Annotated in this window: 12 protein-coding genes; 8 read left to right on the top strand and 4 right to left on the bottom strand. The window is 69.1% G+C overall.

Translation table 11 applies throughout. From position 1 onward, the window contains the following. The first annotated feature begins 124 nt into the window (after positions 1-124). On the top strand, positions 125-2,191 hold the full coding sequence (locus tag AB0I41_RS18560; protein WP_357108715.1) for an MMPL family transporter: 2,067 nt from the start codon (positions 125-127) through the stop codon (positions 2,189-2,191). 584 nt (positions 2,192-2,775) lie between these two features. On the opposite strand, the gene AB0I41_RS18555 is transcribed toward AB0I41_RS18560, so the two are convergent. Further along, on the bottom strand, positions 2,776-5,151 hold the full coding sequence (locus tag AB0I41_RS18555) for a beta-N-acetylglucosaminidase domain-containing protein (RefSeq protein ID WP_357108712.1): 2,376 nt from the start codon (positions 5,149-5,151) through the stop codon (positions 2,776-2,778). A 50-nt stretch (positions 5,152-5,201) separates the two neighbouring features. Further along, positions 5,202-6,650 (bottom strand): Gfo/Idh/MocA family oxidoreductase, encoded by a 1,449-nt coding sequence (locus AB0I41_RS18550; RefSeq protein ID WP_357108709.1) that lies wholly within the window; start codon positions 6,648-6,650, stop codon positions 5,202-5,204. Positions 6,651-6,891: 241 nt separating this feature from the next. Here AB0I41_RS18550 and AB0I41_RS18545 point away from each other — a divergent pair, with 241 nt between their 5' ends. Genes AB0I41_RS18545 through AB0I41_RS18515 form a run of 7 tightly spaced genes read left to right on the top strand, consistent with a single transcriptional unit; the run spans position 6,892 to position 13,546 of the window. After that, positions 6,892-7,815: a sugar isomerase gene (locus AB0I41_RS18545; RefSeq protein WP_357108706.1), complete on the top strand. Its 924-nt coding sequence runs from the start codon at positions 6,892-6,894 to the stop codon at positions 7,813-7,815. Continuing rightward, positions 7,812-8,726: a 1-phosphofructokinase family hexose kinase gene (locus AB0I41_RS18540; RefSeq protein ID WP_357108703.1), complete on the top strand. Its 915-nt coding sequence runs from the start codon at positions 7,812-7,814 to the stop codon at positions 8,724-8,726. The genes AB0I41_RS18545 and AB0I41_RS18540 overlap by 4 nt, the downstream gene beginning before the upstream one ends. Continuing rightward, positions 8,726-9,610 (top strand): class II fructose-bisphosphate aldolase, encoded by an 885-nt coding sequence (locus AB0I41_RS18535; protein WP_357108701.1) that lies wholly within the window; start codon positions 8,726-8,728, stop codon positions 9,608-9,610. Before AB0I41_RS18540 ends, AB0I41_RS18535 begins: the two co-directional genes overlap by 1 nt. A 22-nt stretch (positions 9,611-9,632) precedes the next feature. After that, positions 9,633-10,865, top strand: a complete 1,233-nt coding sequence (locus AB0I41_RS18530; protein WP_357108698.1) for an extracellular solute-binding protein — start codon at positions 9,633-9,635, stop codon at positions 10,863-10,865. A gap of 19 nt (positions 10,866-10,884) precedes the next feature. After that, on the top strand, positions 10,885-11,811 hold the full coding sequence (locus AB0I41_RS18525) for a sugar ABC transporter permease (RefSeq protein ID WP_357108695.1): 927 nt from the start codon (positions 10,885-10,887) through the stop codon (positions 11,809-11,811). A gap of 2 nt (positions 11,812-11,813) precedes the next feature. After that, positions 11,814-12,716 (top strand): carbohydrate ABC transporter permease, encoded by a 903-nt coding sequence (locus AB0I41_RS18520; protein ID WP_357108692.1) that lies wholly within the window; start codon positions 11,814-11,816, stop codon positions 12,714-12,716. Next, positions 12,713-13,546, top strand: a complete 834-nt coding sequence (locus AB0I41_RS18515; RefSeq protein ID WP_357108689.1) for a DeoR/GlpR family DNA-binding transcription regulator — start codon at positions 12,713-12,715, stop codon at positions 13,544-13,546. The genes AB0I41_RS18520 and AB0I41_RS18515 overlap by 4 nt, the downstream gene beginning before the upstream one ends. Positions 13,547-13,653: 107 nt before the next feature. Here AB0I41_RS18515 and AB0I41_RS18510 read toward each other — a convergent pair whose 3' ends face one another. Next, on the bottom strand, positions 13,654-17,940 hold the full coding sequence (locus tag AB0I41_RS18510) for a S8 family serine peptidase (protein WP_357108687.1): 4,287 nt from the start codon (positions 17,938-17,940) through the stop codon (positions 13,654-13,656). 339 nt (positions 17,941-18,279) lie between these two features. Further along, on the bottom strand, positions 18,280-21,485 hold a 3,206-nt coding region (locus AB0I41_RS18505; RefSeq protein ID WP_357108684.1), incomplete at its 5' end, for a putative Ig domain-containing protein.

Below are 21,485 nucleotides of genomic sequence, written 5' to 3'. Positions count from 1 at the left end.
CGTTCAACGATTTGAGGAGAAGATGATGACAACCGAGGCTCCCCGTACGGATGGAGCTCTGGCGGGACTGGCCCGGTTCTGTTACCGGCGCCGCCGGCTGGTCCTCCTGGCCTGGATCGTGGGCGTGATCGCCGTGGCGTTCGTCGGCTTCAACTACGGCGCCGCCTCCGACAACGACTACGCCGGTGGAGACTCCGATTCCGCCAAGGCGCAGGTTCTGATCGAGAAGCACTTCCCCGAGCAGCAGGGGGACACGCTGACTCTCGCGATCAAGGCGGAGAAGGGGATCGACGATCCCGCCGCCCGGCAAAAGATCGAGAAGATCATCGCCGATCTGGACGCCTCACCCGTCACCGGGCCGGTGACCTCGCCGTATCAGGACGAGAACCTGGTGACGAAGGATCGTCGTATCGCCCGTACGACCATCCCGCTGACCGACAAGGATGTGGCGAAGACCGAGGTCAAGCCTCTGGTCGACACGGTCAAGGACGCTTCCGGTGACGGCGTGACGCTGGGGCTGGGCGGGGACAAGGCGGAAAAGGCCGAGACCCCCCCGCAGGGTCCGGCCGAGGGTGTGGGCCTCCTGACGGCGGCGGCGATCTTGTTCATCGCCTTCGGGTCGCTGGTGGCGATGGGCCTGCCGATCGTGACCGGACTGATGGCGGTCCTCGGCGGCGTCGCCCTGATGAAGCTCGTGGGACATCTGATCCCCTCGCCCGATTTCACGGTGTTCGTCGCCGTGTTGATCGGGCTCGGTGTCGGCATCGACTACGCACTGTTCATCCTGACCCGCTACAAGGACAGCCTGCAGGACGGCGACGAGCCCGAGAGCGCCACGGTCAAGGCCATCACCACCGCGGGTCACGCGGTGCTGTTCGCCGGCACGACCGTCCTGATCGCGCTGCTGGGCCTGATCGCCATGGGACAGAAGATGATGACCGGCGTGGCCATCGGCGCGTCAGTGACCGTGCTGGTGACGATGATCGCCGCGGTGACCCTGCTGCCGGCGTTCCTGGGCTTCATCGGCCACAAGATCAACTCTCTGCGCCTGCCCCGTCGCACGTCCCGCCGGCCCAGGGCCGATGGTGTCCCGTCCCCGAAGCGCCGCACCTCCGCCGAGCGCTGGGCCGCCGTGGTGCAGCGCAAGCCGCTGGTCGCCGCGATTCTGGCCAGCGCGATTCTGCTGGTGCTGGCCGCCCCCGCGCTGTCGATGCGGCTGAGCCTGCCCGACGCCAGCGTCCAGCCCCACGACCGGAGCAGCTACACCTCGCACAGGATCATCTCCGAGGGCTTCGGTCCCGGCTACGGCGCACCCCTGATCTTCGCCACCGAGGTCGACTCCAAGGACGCCGATCTGAGTTCCGTCGTCGACGCGGTCAGGAAGACCGACGGCATCGCCTACGCCACGCCGCCCCGGGTCAGCAGGGACGGGCAGGCCGCCATCTTCATGGCCTTTCCCAAGACCGGATACCAGGACGAGGCGACCGCAAACCTGGTCCACAAGCTCCGCGACGACGTGCTGCTCAAGGCACCCGGAGGCGAAGAGGTCTACCTCGGCGGCCCGAACGCCGGCGCGATCGACTTCGCCGAGGACACCAGCTCGCGCCTGCCCCTGATGATCACGGTCGTCATCGTGCTGTCCCTGCTGCTGCTGGTCGCGCTGGTCCGGTCGGTCACGATCGCGCTGCAGGCCGCCGTGATGAACCTGCTGTCGATCGGCGCCGCCTACGGCGTGCTGGTCGCGATCGTGCAGTGGGGATGGCTCGGCTCGGCGCTCGGTTTCCCCACCGAGATGCCGATCACGACCTGGGTACCGATGATGATGTTCCCGCTCCTGTTCGGCCTGTCGATGGACTACGAGGTCTTCCTGATCTCGCGGGTCCGTGAGGAGTACGAGCGCACCGGCGACACCCGCGGGGCCGTCACTCGCGGACTGGCGCGGACCGCCAAGGTCATCACGGCCGCGGCCGCCATCATGATCGCCATCTTCACGACCGCCCTGCTCGGCCCCGACGTCTCGATCAAGCAGATCGGTCTGGGCATGGCCGTCGCCGTACTCGTCGACGCCACCATCATCCGGATGATCCTCGTCCCCGCGGTGATGGAACTGTGCGGCGAGGCCAACTGGTGGATGCCCGGACGCCGCTCACCGAAGGCGATCTCGGCTGCACAGGCCAGGGTCGGAGTCTGACCCTTCCACGAGTCGGAGTGCGGGGAACCCTCGGACGGGCGGGCTCCCCGCACTCTCTGCGAAGCTCCGGAGAGCGCATTCCGAGGTGCTGGAGGACCCGTCGAGGACCTGCTGATCGAGATCGCGGACGCGGTGCACCAGGTCCACGCCGCGTCCGCCGACAGCACCGCCGAGGTGCTCCGCGCCTACCGGGACGACCTGCGGGAGGACCTCGAACTGGTGGAGCGGACCTGGCCCGGTACAACACGGTGCTCGCCTCGACCGTGCAGCACGCCGACTCCCCGGGAGATGTCCCGGGTGCTCGATGCGCCACTGCCGGTCTTCGACACCGTCGTCGTGGACGAGGTGACACGCAGGTCCGCGAGGTGCAGGTCGAGCGGGCGCTCCTCCATGACCGCTCGACCTGCACCTCGCATCGTCTCCTGCAACGGCGACGCGTTTGGCGACCGAGGCGGGGCGACCAACCAAGGCGCTCCGCCGATAGTGGTAGGCGCCTCGCCAGTGGGCGAGGTCCTTCGGGGCCTGCGATCGGTGCGGAACCTCTCCGATCAGCAGAGCCCCGAAGGATGCCTCGACGGTCTCGGTCAGCCGGCCGCGCCGTACATGCCCAGTTCGTAGATGGAATAGCCCCAGTTCGTCTTCCGGTCGACACCCTGCATCCGCACGAAGCGGACCGGTGTGTCGTCGTCGAGCCTGACGACGTCGAGGGCGCAGCTGGAGTCGGTCACGTCCCGCGCTGTCCGCCAGGTGACGCCGTCGGTCGAGGTCTGGATCCGGTATGCCGTGGCGCAGGCGGACTCCCAGTTGACCGTCACGGCTCCGATCACCGACGGCCCGGCCAGCTCGACCTGGACCCACTCGGTGTCGGAGTATCCGGACGCCCACCGTGTGGCGTTGTCGCCGTCGTTGACGAACCGCGGCGCGAGCCGGTCGAGGTTCTGCTCGACGCTGGAGGCGGTCGCGGTTCCCGAGAGCGCCAGGTTCTCGACGTCGCCGATCCCCCACAGCTCAAGGGTCAGCTTGGCTTCGAACAGGAAGGTGTCGAGCACGCCGTCGGCGATGCGCACCGGTGCCCGGCCCCACGTGTTGTCCGGCGGGTCGACGACGAGCGTCCGCGCCTGCTCCATCAGCGCCTGTGACTGTGCGGTGAACGCGTCCGAAGCCGGCTCGTCACCGCCGACCCTGGCCTGCAGCGCGTCCAGCATGCGCTGCGTCGACCGCCCCCACAGCTCCGTCGCGTCGAGCCACGGCGAGGCGTCGGAGACGAAGCCGGGGTCGACCGCGCCGGCGCGGATGTCGGCGGGTGCGGCGGCGATCCGGTCAACGTGGGCCCGAAGGCCGGCGACTGCGCCGCTGCGGTCGCCGCCCCGCCAGGCCGCCCAGAACGCGTCGATCGCCGCATCCAGGACCGGTGCCTGCGACTGCCACGGGGCGCCGAAGCTCGGGGCGAGGTGGTTGAGGTCACCGAAGACCAGCAGAGCCTCCGTCGCGGCGGGGTCGCCTCCGCTGAGGTAACGCATCGCCTCCCGCCAGTTGCGTGCCGCGTCGTACGCGCGGTCGTTCCAGGTGAAGTCGGCGAAGCCGAAAATCGCGACCTTGCTCGCCGCGGCCTGGTTCATCGGGTTCGACACGATGCCAGCGAGATGGTCCGACAGCCCCGCTTCGCGCTTGTCGTACGGCGCCAGCAGCAGCCGGCCCCTGGTGTTGCCGTAGTCGTTGACCGGGTAGTTGTCCCACACGAACACCTTCCGGCCGAACAGCTGGGAGATCCGCTCCGCCTCGGCGATGGTGATGCTCGGCGGGACGACGGCGGTGCCGGTCCACATCACGACGACCTCGGGGTCGAGGAACGTGCGCCACGACTGCTTGTACGGCGTCTCGGACAGGTCGCCGTACTGGGTCGGGACGGTCTGCAGCGCCCACGTGCCGCCGTGGGTCTCGACGAAGGTCTCCTGCACGTAGCTGAGCAGCTCGGCCTGGGCGCGGCCGACGCTGGCCTGGGTGGCGGTGCCGTAGCGGGCGGCATCCTCGGCGCAGTTGAAGCGCAGGGCGATGTCATCGAGCGGGATGGAGTAGGCCCGCACCCCGATGTCGTACATCGCCTGGAACTTCGCCAGCAGGGCGCCCCGGTCGGCCGTGCCGCTGTAGCAGATGGTGTTGCCCGGGGACAGCGCGAAGGTGAACCGTACGTGGTGGGCGTTCGCCTGATCGACCAGTTCGCTCAGCTCGGCCAGCTTCGCCGCCGGGTACGGCTCACGCCAGCGCGCCCGGTGGTACGGGTCGTCCTTCGGCGCGTAGATGTAGGTGTTGGCCTTGACGTCTCCGTAGAACGCGAGCTGGTTCAAGCGCTCCTGGTGGGTCCACGGCGCGCCGTAGAAGCCCTCGATGGTGCCGCGCAGCGGCATCGCCGGGTAGTCGCTGACGGTGGCACCAGCGATGCGCCAGCCGCCGTCGTCGGTGGGAAGGAACAGCTGTCGCAGGGTCTGCACGGCGTAGTACTGCCCGGCGGCGTCGGTGCCGCCGAGGGCGACCGTGCCGAGCGGCGCATCCGCTCGGGCAACGGTGAGCGCGTAGCCCTCGGCGTGCTCGGGTACGGCGGTCGCGCCGAGCGCGGCCGCGACGTCGGGCCGGTCTGCCGGGCCGAGCCGTATCGACAGCGGCGCGCGGCCCGAGGGTGCGGTCACGACGTCGACGCGGTCGGCGCCGTGGCTGGTCAGCAGGTCGACGAGCAGCCGCCGGGCGGCGCCGTCGGTGTCCTGGCCGGTGACCAGTTCGACCCTACCGGGGACGACGACGTCGTGGCCGGAGCGCGCGATCTGGTGGGGAACGGGCGTTATCTGAGGCAGCGGGACCGCTGGTGTCACACCGGCGGCCGGTGCTGGCGCGGCGAGCAGGGCGGCGGTCAGCCCGGCGCCGAGTGTCCGGGCCAGCCACCGCGACAGGCGGGAGTGTCGTTTCACGAGGTCCTCCGACGCGTGGGTGCGAGGCGGTGTGGTGGTGGGCACCGGGTTCAGTTGTCCTTCAGCCAGGGGTCTTCGGGCTTCGGCCGGTCGAACGTGGGCCGCGCCTCCTGCCAGTGCCCGCGGGTGAAGTCGGGCACCTTGACCGCGTGCATCTGGCCGGTCTTCAACGACTCGTGGCTGAGCGGGATCACCGAGCACCATGCCGCCGAGTCGTAGACGTCGATGTCGGGGGTCATGCCGAGCCGCATCGTCTGGACCAGACGCCAGATGGCGATGAAGTCCCCGCCGCCGTGACCGCCGTACCGGTTGGCCAGCTCTTCCAGCGTCGGCCACAACCAGTGGTCGTGCTGCCGCAGGATCGTCGTGTAGTCGGTGCCGGTCCGCCAGGCGTGGTTCCGGTGGCCGAGCGACTCGAGGTAGACCCGGCTGTTGTCCAGCTGGATCGTGCCTCGGGTGCCGGTGAGCGTGGTCTCCCGGCTGTACGGGTGCGGGGAGTTCACGTCGTGCTCGACCCGGATGAACCGGCCACTGGTGGTGGTGACGAAGCAGGTGTGCCGGTCGCCGGAGATGTAGGGCTCGTCATCCCACGACGAGTGGTCGGGGCCCACCCGCGGGTCCTCGGAACGGAAGAGCGCCAGCGCCTTGGGCAGGGACGCCACGGCGATCAGTTCCTCGAACCGGTCGCCGCGGTTGATGCCCAGGGTGGCCGACACCGGCCCCAGGCCGTGGGTGGGGTAGTGCGAGGCGTTCATCCTGGTCTGCCAGCGGCGCCGCCAGTGCTCGGGGTAGTAGGCGCCGCCGAACAGGTACGGCCAGCGCAGGTCGTGGACGTACCCGCCGGAGGCGTGCTGCAGGTCGCCGAAGAGCCCTCGGTGGGCCATGTTGAACATCGCCATCTCGGGCCGGAAGTAGTTGACGTTCTCCAGCAGGATGCAGTGCTTCCGCGTCCGTTCCGAGGTGCGGACCAGGTCCCAGATCTGATCGAGGTACGGCGCGATCGGCACCTCCACGGCGACGTGTTTGCCGTGCTCCATGGCCGCCTTCGCCATCGGGTAATGCCACTCCCAAGGGGTGGCGATGTAGACGAGGTCGATGTCGTCGCGGCGAAGGAGGTTGAGGTAGTCCTCCTCACCGGCGGAGTAGCCGACCGGCGGGGTGTCCTGGAAGCCCTGCTGCATGATCCGGCCGATGGTGCGGTTGACCCGCTCGGGACGGAAGTCGCAGACCGCGGTGACCGTGCCGACCGCGGCAAAGCGCAGGTCCTGGCCGCCGCCGCGTTCGCCGAGGCCGATGAGCCCGACGCGGACGCGGTCGAAGCCTTCGAACGGCACGTTGGCCATGCTCTTCTCGTCGCTGCCGCGCGACGGTTCGGCGCCGGTGGGGTCGGCTGCGGCGGGGGCGCCGACGACGCCGGTCAGGCCGGCGGCGGTGCCCAGCACGACACCGGATCGGAGCAGGTCACGACGGGACGGACTGAACTGGGGCGGTGGGACCACAGCGATCACTCCTCTGTGACGGTTTCTGATCGAACTTGCCTGATTACTCGAACTGATGAGCAGTGTCAATCAAACACTCATCGATGGCAAGTGGTAGACCAGCATCTTTGCGCTGTCCTGATCGAATCGCGTGCGACGCATTGCTCAACTGCCGGCTGTTCATTTACGCTCGGGTCACTGCCTAGCCGAGCGGTTTCGCGCCCCGGCTGAGGTGCATCGTGGGCAGCGGTCGGGAGCGGTCATGACACACGTCGACGAAGAAATCGCCAGCCAACCGGAGTGCTGGCAACGAGGCGTTGCCCTGGCAGGCTCGATCGCCGACCAGCTGCCGCGACGTGGCGAGCGGGTCGCCGTCGTCGGCTGCGGCACGTCGTGGTTCATGGCGATGGCGTACGCCGCACTGCGCGAACGGGCCGGCCACGGCGAGACCGACGCGTTCGCGGCGTCGGAGTTCCCGAAGCAGCGCCGCTACGACCGGGTGCTGGTGATCAGCCGCTCCGGCACCACCACTGAGGTGCTGGATGTCCTGCGCGACATCGCGGGCAACACCCGGACCACCGGCATCCTCGGCGACGCGCGGTCGCCGGCGGTGGCCCTCGTGGACGACCCCGTCTGCCTGCCGTTCGCCGATGAGAAGTCGGTGGTGCAGACCCGGTTCGCGACGACCGTGCTGGCGATGCTCCGCGCGCACCTCGGCGAGAACCTCGACCGGGCGCTCCGCGACGCGGCGGAGGCCCTGGCGGCACCGCTGCCGCTGGATCCTGCGGCGCTGGAACAGGTGACGTTCCTCGGCCGGAACTGGACCGTCGGCCTCGCCCACGAGGCGGGGCTCAAATGCCGCGAAGCCGCCCGCTTCTGGGCGGAGGCATACCCGGCGTTGGACTACCGGCACGGCCCGATCGCCATTGCCGGCCCCGGTCGGGCGGTGTGGGCATTCGGGGCCGTGCCGGCGGGGTTGCCCGACGAGGTGACGCGCACCGGCGCCACCTTCGTCCACTCCGCACGCGACCCGATGGCCGATCTGATCCTCGCGCAGCGGCTGGCCGTCGCCCTGGCCCTCCACCGAGGGCTCGACCCCGACGCGCCGCGCCACCTGACCCGCTCGGTGGTCCTGGCGACCCGTGGCGAGACCGACGGTGCGGTGCTCGACGGGCCGGCCGGATGATCCTCACCGTCACGCTGAACGCCGCGCTTGACGTGACGTACCGCGTCCCCGCCCTCGTGCCCGGCGCCACGCACCGGGTCACCGAGGTGGCCGAGCGGGCGGGCGGCAAGGGCGTCAACGTCGCCCGCGTGCTGCGCACCCTCGGTGACCCCGTCATCGCCACCGGGCTGGCTGGTGGCGCCGGTGGCGCCCGGATCCGGTCCCTGCTGGCCGACGAAGGGGTACGGGAGGCGTTCGTGCCGATCGCGGCCGAGTCCCGGCGCACCGTGGTGGTGGCCGAGCCGGATGCGGCGACCGGGCTGTGGGAACCCGGGCCGATCGTCACCCCGAACGAGTGGACCGCGTTCCTCAGCCGGTTCGCCGACCTGGTACGCGGCGCGGAGGTGGTCGCGCTCTCCGGCTCCCTGCCACCGGGGGTTCCGGTCGACGCGTACTGTGCGCTGATCGAGGCGGCACGCGGCGCCGGCGCCTGGACGGTGCTGGACAGCAGCGGTGACGCATTGCGCCACGGCCTGAGCGCCAGCCCTGACCTGGTCAAGCCGAATGCCGAGGAACTCGCCGGCCTCGTCGGGCATGCGCTCCCCCGGCCGGCCGCGGCCCTCGACGCGTTACGCGCGCTCGCCGCGCGTACCGTCGTGGCCTCGTTCGGCCCGGAGGGACTGCTCGCCCTGACCAAACAGGGCAGCTGGCACGCATTCCTGCCGCATCCGGTCGCCGGCAACCCGACCGGGGCGGGGGACGCCTGTGTCGCGGCGCTCGCGCACGGCATGATCCACCCTCGGCCCTGGCCGGAACGGCTCGCCGACGCGGTGGCGCTGTCAGCGGCGGCGGTCAGGGCGCCGGTGGCCGGAAGCCTGGACCTGTCCGACTACCGGCGGTTGCGCCGAGCTGTGATCGTCAAGGAGGCGTGATGCCACTGGTACCGACCGGACAGATCACCACCGCGGCTCCGGTCTGCGCGTTCAACGTGATAACCCTGGAGCACGCAGAGGCGATCGTCGCCGGCGCGGAGGCTGCGGGGCGACCGGTCATCCTGCAGATCAGCGAGAACGCCGTACGGTTCCACAACGGTCGGCTCGCGCCGATCGCCGCCGCGACCCGAGCCGTCGCCGCGACGGCCACCGTCGACGTGGCGCTGCACCTCGACCACGTCGTCTCCCCCGACCTCTGGCGGCAGGCGCCGGAGCACGGCTTCGGCTCGGTCATGGTCGACGCGTCCCGGTTGCCGTACCGGGAGAACGTCGCGGCCACCCGGGCGGCGGCCGAGTTCGCCCACGCCCGGGGGCTCTGGGTGGAGGCGGAGTTGGGCACGGTCGGCGGGAAGGACGGCGAGCCGCCGCTGGATCCGCACGCCCCCGGGTCCCGCACCGACCCGGCGGAGGCGGCGGCGTACGTGGCGCAGACCGGCGTGGACGCGCTCGCCGTGGCGGTCGGCTCCACGCACGCCATGACCACGCGCAGCGCCCTCCTGGACCATTCCCTGATCGAGGGGTTGCGGGCCGTGGTCGCGGTGCCGCTGGTGCTGCACGGCTCGTCCGGCGTTCCCGACGAGGAGCTGCGCCGCGCCGTCGTGGGCGGCATCGCCAAGGTGAACATCGGTACGGCGCTGAACCTGGCCTTCACCGGGACGGTGCGCGGCCTGCTGGCCGCGCACCCGGAGTTGGTCGACCCGCGCCGGTATCTCGCGCCGGCCCGGGAGGCGATCACCGAGACGGTGGCGCACTTCTGCCAGGTCGTGGCCGGCGAGCGGCATCCACAAGGGTCGGCACGCGCGTTCGATCACAGCTGTTCATGATCCGTTCAGGATGGAGGCAGGAGTGAAACGGTTTCTGCGCTGGTCGGCGACGCTTGCGATCGCCGGCATGGCCCTGACCGCCTGCGGTTTCGGCGGTAACGACGAGCAGAGCGGCGACGGCAAGACCTTGTCGCTGCTGGTCCCGAGCTACAGCAACGGCACCAAGGCCCTCTGGGAGGGCATCATCGCCGACTTCAAGGCGAAGCACTCGGACATCACCGTCAACCTCGAGATCCAGTCCTGGGACAACATCAACGACGTCATCCGGACCAAGGTGCAGGCGAACGCCGCGCCGGACATCCTCAACATCGACGCGTTCTCCGGCTTCGCCTCCGACGGGCTGCTCTACCCCGCCGCCGAGGTCGTCTCCCCCGAGACCCTGACCGACTTCCAGGACTCCTTCGCCAAGAACGCCTCGATCGACGGCACGATGTACGGCCTGCCGATGATCGCCTCGGCCCGCACACTCTTCTACAACCAGGAACTGCTCGACAAGGCAGGCGTGGCCAAGCCCCCGGCAACCTGGCAGGAGCTGTACGACGCAGCGCAGAAGATCAAAAATCTCAACGCCGGCGTCTACGGCTACGGCATGCCGCTGGGCAGCGAGGAGGCCCAGGCGGAGACCTCGATCTGGAACTTCGGCAACGGCGGCGCGTGGAACGAGGGCGACAAGATCACCGTCAACAACCCGCGCAACGTCGAAGCGGTGCAGTTCATGAAGCGGATGATCGATGCCAAGCTGACCCAGCCCGACCCCGGGGCGAGCGACCGCACGCCGATGCTGGACGTGTTCATTCAGGGCAAGATCGCCATGGCTGTGGGGCTGCCCCCCACGGTTGGGCAGATCACGCAGAAGAACCCCAAGCTCAAGTACGGGACCGCGCCGATACCCACCCGCGACGGGCAGCCGATGACCCTCGGGGTGGCCGACCACCTCATGGCGTTCAAGAACGACGGCAGCAAGAAGGAGGCGACCAAGGCCTTCCTGGACTACTTCTTCAGCGCCGAGGTCTACAAGAAGTTCGTGGACACGGAGGGCTTCCTGCCCACCACCAAGTCGGGGGCGGAGGCGCTGAAGGACAAGAAGGAGATCGCCAGCTTCCTGGAGGTCCTCCCGAGCGCCCAGTTCTACCCGAGCACCAACCCCCGCTGGTCGGCGACCCAGGGTGCCATCCAGAGCCTGATCGGCCAGATCGGGCAGGGCAAGGATCCCAAGACGGTGCTGGCGGACATTCAGGCCAAGGCCGACGCCTGACGCCTTGATCGAGGACACGATGAGCGAGCAGACCAGGCAGGTGCCGGTGTCGACCGGCAGGCCGGCACGACCGGCGCACCGGGAGTTGGCAACGGCCCTGCCCTGGCTGCTGCCCGCGCTGACACTGATCGGAACCATCGTCCTGTTCCCCGCCGCCTACATGGTGTGGACGTCCTCCCGGGACGTCTCGCAGGCCGGAGTCGATCGCGGCCCGGCGGGGCTGGACAACTACCTGGCGCTGCTGAATCTCCCCGCGCTGGGCAGGGTGTTCGGAAACACCGTGATCTGGGTGGTCGGCGTGGTCCTGCTGACGCTGCTGCTCTCCCTGGCATTGGCTCAGCTCCTGAACCAGGCGTTCCCCGGCCGGCGCCTGGTCCGGCTGGCGGTGATCGTGCCATGGGCGGCCAGCGTCGTGATGACCTCGACCGTCTTCTACTATGCGCTCGACCCGTTCTACGGCATCTTCAACCAGTTCCTGGTCGACCTCGGCATCCTCGACGCGGGGTTCGGTTTCACCCGCCGACCGGTGCCCGCGTTCGTGGTGTCCATGGTGGTGGCGGTGTTCGTGTCCCTTCCGTTCACCACCTACACCATCCTCGCCGGACTGCAGATGGTGCCCGACGACGTGATCGAGGCGGCCCGGATGGACGGTGCCGGGCCCGGGCGCATCTACCGCACGGTCGTCCTGCCCATCCTACGGCCCGCGATCGCCGTCGCGGTCCTCATCAACATCATCAACGTCTTCAACTCCCTGCCCATCCTGCGCACGATGACCGGCAGCATCCCCGGGTACGACGCGGACACCACGACAACACTGATCTTCAAGTACATCCAGCAGGACCGTCAGGTCGACCTCGCCAGCGCGCTCAGCGTGGTGAACTTCCTGATCGTCCTCGCGGTGATCGGCATCTACCTGGCGGCTCTGCGGCCGATGAGAGACGAGTAGCCGTGGTTACGACGACCCGAGAGACGACCGGCAGGCGAGCCACCGCAGGCGCGACGGACGCGCACCGGGGCACCAGGGGCCGCCGAGACCGGCGCTGGCTGAAGACGGCCGCCGGCATGGTGGTGGCGGTGGTGTTCCTGGCGCCATACCTGGTGATGCTCATCGGGTCCTTCAAGCGGCACGCGGAGATCCTGCGCATTCCGCCCACGTACCTGCCGACGGAGTGGAGCCCGTCCAACTACGTCACCATGTGGTCCACTCCGGAGACGCCACTGCCGTACAACCTCGTCTCCACCCTCATCATTTCCTTCTGCGGGACCCTGCTGGTGCTCGCGGTCGCCCTGCCCGCCGCCTACTACACGGCCAAACACCGGTTCCCCGGCCGCGGGGTGTTCCTGCTGCTCGTACTGGCCACCCAGATGCTCCAGCCGACCGTGCTGGCGCCGGGCCTGTTCCGGCAGTTCCTGGCGCTCGGAATCGACGACACCTGGCTGGCGATGATTCTCGTCAACGCCGCCTTCAACCTCAGCTTCGCCGTCTGGATCATGCACAGCTTCTTCTCCAGGCTGCCGAAGGAGATCGACGAGGCGGCGATGATGGACGGCGCCAGCAAGCTTCAGACGCTGCGCCGCGTGACGCTGCCGCTGGTATGGCCCGGCATCGTCACCGCCATCATCTTCACCTTCGTCGCCTGCTGGAACGAGTTCGCGGCGAGCCTGGTCATCCTCAGCACGGCGGAAAACCAGCCGCTGTCGGTGGCGATCACGAAGTTCGTCGGCCAGTACGACTCCGCGTGGCACTATGTGTTCGCCGTCTCGATCGTTAGCATCGTGCCCGTGGTCATCCTCTTCGCGCTGGTCGAGAAGCGCCTGGTCGCCGGTCTGACGGCCGGAGCCGTCAAATGACCTCGACCGAGACCACGACGGAAGCCGCCGCGGGGGGCGGGATGGCCGATCGCGCCCGCCGGCTGCAGTCTCTGCTGGAGATCCTGGCCGCGCGTGGTGGGCGGCTGTCCGTCACCGAGGCCGCCACCGCCCTGCAGGTCTCCGAGGCGACCGTCCGCCGTGACTTCACCGCCCTGGCCGAACAGCATCTGGTGACTCGCACCCATGGTGGCATCGTGGCCAGCTCGGTCGCCTACGACCTGCCGGTCCGCTACCGCCACGGCGGCGACCACAGCACCAGGGAGCGCATCGCCATCACCGCCGCCGGGCTCGTCGAACCGGGCAGCGTGGTGGGGCTGAACGGGGGCACCACGACATCGGCCACCGCCCGGCACATCGCGGCGCGGCCCGACCTGGCGCGGGCCACCCACCGACCGGCCCTGACGCTGGTGACGAACGCGCTGAACATCGCCACCGAGATGGTGCTGCGGCCGTCCCTACGCACTGTCATCCTCGGCGGGGTCGCCCTGCCCCAGTCGTACGAGCTGACCGGGCCGCTGGCCAGCATGGTCATGCAGTCCCTGTGGCTGGACATCCTCATCCTCGGCGTCGACGGGTTCTCCATCGAGGGGACGTCGTGTCACGACGAGAGCGAGGCGGGCATCGACGCCTTGATGGTGAGCCGGGCCCGCCAGGTGGTGGTCGCGGCCGGCTCGGAGAAGCTCGGGCGCCACTCCTTCGCCAAAATCTGCGATGCATCGGCCGTGGACACCCTGGTCACTGATGACGCAGCCGACGAGAAGGTCGTGGCCGATCTGCGGGCGGCCGGCGTAACGGTGCTCCTGGCCTAGCGTTCGATTGGTTTCAGGAATTTCGACGGTTGAGCCAACCGATGAGTGCGTCGGCACCCCGGAGAGTTCCGGGACGCCGACGCACTCATGTCACCGACAGCGGCCCGTCATGGCAGCTGCTTCGGGAGCCGGATGAGGGCGTTGCCCGAGCCGGAACCAACGTAGCCGTACAACACGAGCTGGTGCGAGTCGTTGATGCCCATGGGCAGCAGCGCGTACATCACATCCTGCCCGACCATGTTGTTGAGGTTGTAGATCCGCCCCTGCGGGTCCCACACGACCGGCCGCTCTTCGTCGGGCAGCACCTCGGCGGTACCCACGATCCACCCGTCGGAGGTCACCTTGGTGGCGGTGGCGTCGAAGCCGAAGTCGGGGAGCCGTCGCATACCGCCGGTCCTGGTCCAGACGAACGCGTCGTCCCCGCTCTCGCCCACCACGACCCCGTCGGCGTTGATGGCCATCGCGGTGCCGCCATGCATGCCGGGCAGGCTGCCGAGGTCCTCGACGGTTCCGTCGGGATGCCACAGCGCCGCGTGCGAGACCCCGTCAACCAGCGAGTGGCCCACGACGTACCCGTCGTCGTTGATCGCGAGCGGCTCCGTGGCGCTGGGGTTGGATCCCAGGTGCGGAAGCCGACGGAACCCGTCCGTCGCGGTCCACACGAAGGGGTCGTTGTACAGCTGCTGGCGGCCGTCGGCCTCGCGCTGGATGACCGTCGCGTTGCCCACGACGGTTCCGTGGTCGTTGAGCGCGAATGAACGGGCGCTGGTGTACGGACGCCAGTCCGGGACGCCCAGAAACTCCGGGGTGCCGTCCGGGTGCCAGGTGACTGCCTTGACCTTGCTGGCAGTGGTGACGATCAAGCCCGCTGTGGCTCCGGCCTCGTTGATGTCAAGGGCGGTGCCGCTGAGGCCGTCGGTACCCATGCCCAGCGGCTCGACGCCGCCGGCCTGGGTCCAGCGCACGGGCCTGGTTCGGGCGTTGATCTGCTTGTCTCCCGCGAGTTGCCCCGCGTTGTTCAGGTCGAACCCGACCATGGGGGCGAAGGAGGCAAGGACCTCGGCCTGCGGGGTCCGCACCTCGTCGACGAGCACCTCTGCCTCGCCGATGACCGCGCCCTTGGCGTTGACCACCGAGACCAGTCCAGCGAGCCCGCTGGAGTTGAGGGGCTCGGCGAAGGCGGTCACCTCCACGTCGACACCCAGCTGGTCGCCAGGCTCGAGTGTCGTCGGCGACGCATCGCCGACGGCCACCTTGCCGATGCTCGAGGAGAGGATCCGCTCGTGGTAGTCGAACTCGGTGGAACCAGACGGCACGTTGACGGCGGCCACCACGATGACGTAGGTCCCCGGTCGCGGGTTGCGCAGAGTGATCCGCTCCCTGCCCGGGCCGACCCGGTTGGCGCTCCATCGCTCACCCGTTGACGCGGAGATGAGGTAGGCGTCGAGGTCGGCGTCGTCCTGCCGAGGGGTGAGCGTCAGGTCGAGTCCCGTGGCGTCGCGCGGCACCTGGATCAGGGCGCCGGTCGTCGCGCCGTCGGCGACCGTACTCCACAGGTCGCGCACCCGGCCCAGCTGGCTCTCCGCGGCCCTCGCGTCGACCGGGCCCCAGGTGTTGGTGGCCGTGAAGGATGCGTTCGCCGGCCGGTAGACCGAGAGCGACGGGATCCTGGCCTTCGACGGCGACAGCTCGGCGCCCTGCAGGGCGATTCGGGCCCGATAGTCGTTGTCCAGCAGAGGCGACGTACGACGCGCCTCCACCTGGAACTCCCAGACACCGGGCATCGGGGTCGGGTAGGCGCGATCGTTCGGGTCGCAGGCCGCCGGGTCAGAGTGGTTGGTGTAGCAGCGGTTGCTTGCGGTGCCGTCGACGGGCATTCCGGTCGGGTCGATTGCCAAGGCGCGTACCTGGCCGTCACCCACGCCGTCCAGGGACAGCTGGAGGTTGCCGACACCCTCAGGCACCGCGACGAAGAACGACTCCGTGTCCCCGCGCTGCACGGACCCCTGCCTGGTCGCCGCCCAGCCGGGTGCGGCCGGAGCCTGGGTCGCGATCACCGTGACCGGAATCAGCTGGTCCGTGCCGGGCGTCCGAGGGTCGTCGATCCGCAGGATCGCCGAGTGCAGGCCGGGGCTGGCCGGTGTGGCGACGATTCGCACGGGGGTCGCCTGCCGGTGGGCGAGGCGCACCGTCGGCGGGGCCTCGAACGTGCCGTCGTTCCCTACCCAGGACAGCTGGTGGGTCATCGGCGAGCCGGAGCCGCCCAGCCGGGTCACCGTCACGTCGTACGTCGTGCTGACGCCGACCCGCTGGCCGCCCGCTTCCGGCAGACAGCGGTTGTAGACGCCCTTGCCCGTGCCGGGTGTCGCGAGGTATGCCGAGAGTGCTGTGCAGACCGGGGCCTGGACGTCGTAGCCAGCGGTGGTGATGCCCTTGGCCAGGAGGTCCCACGCGGCGGAGACGTCGATCAGACCGGCGCCCTGGGCCGCCGTGGGCAGGTCCTCGATCAGCCGGGCGGTGTCCGTCAGTGCCGTGCGCAGGCTCGATGCCGGCGCGGCGACACCGGTCGCCTTCGCGCCGGAAAGCAGCAGCGCGCTGGCACCGGTGACCTGTGGAGCCGCCATCGAGGTGCCGTTGTACATGGCGTACCCAGGGGGAAGGTGGTAGCCCGTTTCAGGCACGGCCTGCCCGTCAAGCCACGCAGGGGTCGCCGAGATCGCGGAGCCGGGCGCTGCCACGGTCGGCTTGAGGCTGCCGTCCTCACCCGGGCCGCGCGCGGAGAAGCCGAAGGTACTCTGACCAGCTCGCACCTTCGCACCGTAGTTCGACCACCAGGTTCGCTTGCTGACCGAGGCGGCGACGCTGATCACGCCGTCCCCGGTGGAGGGCGAGGCGACCGTATTGACGCCGGGTCCGTCGTTACCCGCGGAGACGACGATCTGAACGCCGTACCGGCGGATCAGCTCGCCGTAGAGGCGGGCGATCGCGTCCGAGTCGTCGTTGAGCGCCCGAAGACCGCCGATCGAGACGTTGACCACGTCGACGTGCTGGTTCACAACCAGGTCGATCATGCCCTCGGTGAGCGCGACGGCCGTGCAGCCGCCGTTCCAGGTGCAGGCGCGGGCGGACACGATCTGGGCACCCGGGGCTGCGCCGTGCATTCGCCCGTCGAACAGCCCGTTGCCGGCGATGATCCCGGCGACGTGCGTGCCGTGCGATCCGGCGACGACGCCGATGTTGACGTAGTCGGCGACCTTGCCGACGTTACCGCCGCCGAGCGGGGACAGGTCGACGTCCTCGCGGTAGTCGACCACGAACGGCATCTGCTCCGAAACTGCAGTGGCCGGGTCGTCGACCCCGAAGTGGCCGATCTGGTGGTCGACCCCGTACGGCCGCATCGCCGGCTCGTCGGTGAAGTCGGCGTCGAGGTCGGAGTCCACCCAGATGCGGTGGTCTGCGGGGTCGTACAGGACCCCGAACCGATCGGTGGTGTCGCCGTCGCGGTTGAGGTCGCCGGCCGCCTCGCTTCTGGATGACGACGCCTCGTTGAACACGGCGAACATGAACTGGCCGGCGGAGGCGGTCCACGTGCGACCGACCGACTTGAACGACGGCCCCGTGACCTTGGTGGTCATCTGGAGCCAGGTGGCGTCGTTGTCAATCAACGGGTCGGTGGCGGCGAACCACCCTTCGACCTTGCGCCGACCGTCGGTCGTCTTTTGCAGGGCTGGATGGTCGAGGTCGACACCGCCGTCCAGGACTCCGACGGTGACGTTCCGCCCGTCCCATCCGGGATGCGCGTCGACGAAGTCGACGGCGCCGGTCTCGCCGACCGGCAGGTACGGGTTGTTCGCGGGGGTGGTTTTGTCGGGGGGCGCAATTCTGTCCACCGGCTCCCCGGCAGCCTTTGTCTGCTGAGGGTCCGGGACTTGGAACGTGTCGTTGAGGTCGATCGCCAGCACGTCGTCGCGCTCGGCGACGTTCACCACCACCCCGGTGGGGACGGCCGCCCGGACGTAGCCCAGATCATCCTCGATCCGGCCGACGAACCCGCCGGCCCGCCTGATCGCCGCGGCGACGGACCTGGTCGAGCCGCGCCGGGCGGACATCAGCAGCGTGACGGTACGCTGGCCGGAGGCCTGTGCGCGCTGCAACATTCGCTGGTCGTAGTCGCCCAACTTCGCGTGAAGCGCGCGGCCGCCCTTGCTGCGTTGGCCGAAGGAGGCATCGGGGCGCTCGGGCTTGGGTGGCTTTCCGGTCTGCTGCGGACGGTGCCCGGCCAGGGCTGCGGGATCGCGGGTGTCGTTCGCGAGTGCGGGCGAGGCCCCGAGCGCAATGCTCGCCAGAGCACCGACCAGGAGAGGGACGACCTTCCGGCCGAAGGACGACAGCATGCGACTCCTCATACAACGGCATGAATACGGTCTGCTCATGCTGACGGTCGCCGAGAATGGTGCTCAACCTGCAGGGACGGCGGGTTGCCGCCTTGACGCGTATCCGCCACAGGCGAAGCTCGGGCGGAGTCCTCGGCTGATAGGCGGAGCGCGGCGCGGTGCCGGGAGGCGATGAGGGCAGTCGGGGTCCGTGAGCCCGGCGGGTTCGGCAACGAAGCGATCGGCGTGTGCTTGATGATCGCCGTCGCGCAGGGCGGTGTTGGGGTGGGCGCGGCTGCTGATGGTTGTTGGTTTCTGGTCAGCAGCCGCGCCTACCGCATCACGGTCCGATGTGCTGGTTCAGCTCACGGGGAGTTGTCGTACGGCGGCGGCGTCGTAGACCATCCATGACCCGTTGGTGGTGGTGATGGTGATGGTGTTGTCGCCTGCTTTGAGGTTGGTGGTGGGCAGGGTGATGTTCACTGTGGATGGTTTGATGTCGTCGGTCCATCGGTGGCCCCGGCCGGCGCCGGCCGGGGTTTGGGCGGTGCCGACGGTGGTGCCGTTGAGCCCGATCTGGAGCGTGGGTGGGGCGGCGTCGTGGGTGTCGTACAGCCAGGCGGTGAACGTGAGATCGGCGTTGGGTGCTTCGGTGAGGTTGAAGGTCAGTTGGAACGTGTGTGGCTTGCCTCCGGCCCAGGTGTCGGCCGGGCCGGGCTGGATGTAACTCCAGGCGGTGGCGGGGTCATTCACGCCCGCGGTGAAGCTGACGTCGTTGGGGAACGTCGTCGGGTAGGCGCTGTATCGGTCCGGGCTCAACGCGAGTTCCCGGGTGCTGGCGTCGGCCTTGCCGACCATCGTCACCGGCTTGCTGACAACGGCCGGCAGGGTGTGGCTCACCGTGGCGAACTCACCCTTGGCAGACACCGTGAGCGTGGCCTTGCCGAACGCATCCGCGGCCGGGGTGACCGACAGCGTGAGGGTCTTGGACTCGCCGGCACCGAGCGTGACCGACTGCGGCTCGCCGGCTGTCCACCCGGACGGGACGTCCGCCTGCACCGTGGTGGTCGTGGTGCCGGTCAGGTTGCTGGCGACCGTGACCGTGACCGGCCCGGCCTGCCCCGCGACCAGATCCAGGCTCGCTGAATTCGCGGTGATGTTGACGGGGTTGACAATCGTCAACGGCACCTGGACCGGTGCCACCGGCTTTCCGGTCCCCTGGGCGGAGGCCGTCAGCACTGCCTCACCCTGCGCGGCATCAGGTTTGGCGCTGACGCGGAACGTCCGGGTCACCGCCCTGCCGGATCCGAGCCCGGAGAACTCCACCGAGCCCGGGTCGACACCCACCGAGTCCGGCCCGGTCAGCAACAGCACACCCGACGCCGGCTGCGGGCTGTCGTTGCGCAGGGTAAGCGACACATTGACCGAGTCGCCCCGGGCCAGCGTGCCGCGCGCGACGGCGGCGGTGAGGGTGATCTGCGGCGGTGCCAGGAACGGAGTCACCTTCATCTCGTAGCTGATCGACGCGTCCGGAACCACCCCGCCGTTACGGGCGGTGATCGTGAACTCGCTGCCACCCTCCGCGGTCGGGATACCGGTGATCGCACCGGTGTCCTTGTTCAGACTCAACCCGGCCGGCAGAGCACCCGAGGTGACCTCGTACCGGATCGTCTGCGGAGTACTCGAGGAGACCTTGAACTCGTACAGCTTGCCAATCTGAGCGTCCGGCGGCTGCGGGGTGGTGAACCCCGGCTCCGGAGCCGTGACCGGCTGCGGCTCCCCGACCGGCTCACCAGCCGAATCCAACCGCTGCAGCGACCACGCCCTGTCCGGCGTGACCTCACCCAGATGCCAGTAGGTACTGGCATCGCCCAGCAGCTTCTTCTGCTCGGGAGTGAACGCACCGCTGTTGCGCGCGGACTCCCACAGGTTGACAGCTTGAAGCACCGCGGCGGTGTTCGATCCGGAGGCGAGGCTGCTCACGCTGGTCTCGTAGTTGATGCCAGCGTCGAGAGAGGCCCCACGCGCCAGGGTGGATTCGATCGTCTGAAGGCTGGAGTTCCCGGAGAGCCCTTGCTGGCCCATCATCCCGGGCAGATAGTTGGCGCGGTAGAAGATGTTGCTCCGAATGATCTGGGCGTAGTCCGTGGGGCCGATCTCGCCCCAACTGGCTCGGGACTGGGCGTCCCAGGTGTTGGACGAGAGGTTGCTGCATTCGGTGATGAAGTCCGTGGAATCGAGCTGCCGGTAGACGCCGTTAACCAGACGCGCGAAGCCGTAGCCACCCCAGCCGGTGTAGCCCGCCGATTCCAACCCGTCGTAGGAGGTAGCCAGAATACCGGTGTTGTTGTACGCGGTGGCCAGCCGGGTCGCGATCTCATCGATGATCGGCAGATCACCGATCGCCCCGCCGTAGCCGTTCTGGTTGACCCGGGCGGCGCTGGTGGCGGCCGGGTAGGACTTCGCGGCGGATCCCCACTGCGCCCGCGCCAGGCCGCTGACCCGCCACTCGGTGTCGCTGACCTTCGTGACGGTGCCATAGGTGACGAACTCGTCACCGATACGCAGCCGCTTACCGTCGAGGCCGGGCCCCAACGGGCGGTCGGCGTCCACGTACAGCGTGGTGTCCGACTGGTCGAGCGGACGGGTCAGCTTGACACTCCCCCCCACCGCCAGCCGCGGGTCAGCCGGCGGCTTCACGTACGGGTCATGAACGTCGATGAAGTCGGACAGGGTGTGTACGCCGACCTCGATCCCCTCCTTCGCCGCCGTAGCCACCAACTGGGCCGCCGCCGCGTCCGAGCCACCGAACGAGCTGTTGAACTGGTTGTGCCCGTGCGATACCCACGGCCCGTTTCCGGAGATCGCGTAAATGTTCTTGATCCCGGCCTGCTTGGCATACCGGCTGGCGGCGGTGACATTGCTCGTGTTGAGGCCGTGGACCCAGAAGTGGGATTGCGAGGTGCGCTGGGCCACCTTCTGCCACTGGCCGTTGATGGTCGGATAGGGCAGGCCCTGACCCTGGGCGATCTCACTCAGCACACTGAGCGCGAGATCCGGAGCACTGCCGAACAACGCGATCTTCGACCCCACGATCCGGCCCTCCGGCGCCGGCAGCGGCCCGAGCGGGATCTCATACCCGGTGGTGCGCTGCCGGATCCGCACCCGGCTGTAGTCATACGTAGAAGCGCGCAGAATGCTGCCCCACGTGGTCTTCGCCGCGACGTTACTGGCCAGCCACTCATCCCTCGCGCCGGTCTGCAGGCGGTAGGGATTCCAGATGAGGTCCGGGCCGAACCCGTAGGACAGGTGCTCGTTCGGCCAACCACCCACCGTCTTGTCGTTGAGCGGATGCAACCCGAACGCGAACGAGTCGTTACGGACCACACCCGCCGTCTCACCGATGGTCTGGGTGACGCTCGTCGGGACCGGACCCCACAGCAGGGTCTGCACGTCGGCACCGGGCGCGGCGTCCAACCCGACCACCTCGAGCGTGGAGTACGTCGGGAGCTTGACGACCTTGACATCGATCGTCGCCTTGTCAGTGTGGAACGTGAACACCTTGT

The sequence above is a fragment of the Micromonospora sp. NPDC050200 genome (assembly GCF_040656135.1).
GTDB lineage: Bacteria > Actinomycetota > Actinomycetes > Mycobacteriales > Micromonosporaceae > Micromonospora.
The sequence above is the reverse complement of the archived record's forward strand: the minus strand, read 5'-3'. Positions and strand labels throughout refer to the sequence as shown.

Bases quoted from the DNA above. Each gene is read 5' to 3' on its own strand.
- AB0I41_RS18545 (WP_357108706.1), top strand. From the start codon at position 6,892: ATGACACACGTCGACGAAGAAATCGCCAGCCAACCGGAGTGCTGGCAA.
- AB0I41_RS18540 (WP_357108703.1), top strand. From the start codon at position 7,812: ATGATCCTCACCGTCACGCTGAACGCCGCGCTTGACGTGACGTACCGC.
- AB0I41_RS18535 (WP_357108701.1), top strand. From the start codon at position 8,726: ATGCCACTGGTACCGACCGGACAGATCACCACCGCGGCTCCGGTCTGC.
- AB0I41_RS18525 (WP_357108695.1), top strand. From the start codon at position 10,885: ATGAGCGAGCAGACCAGGCAGGTGCCGGTGTCGACCGGCAGGCCGGCA.
- AB0I41_RS18515 (WP_357108689.1), top strand. From the start codon at position 12,713: ATGACCTCGACCGAGACCACGACGGAAGCCGCCGCGGGGGGCGGGATG.
- AB0I41_RS18510 (WP_357108687.1), bottom strand. From the start codon at position 17,940: ATGCTGTCGTCCTTCGGCCGGAAGGTCGTCCCTCTCCTGGTCGGTGCT.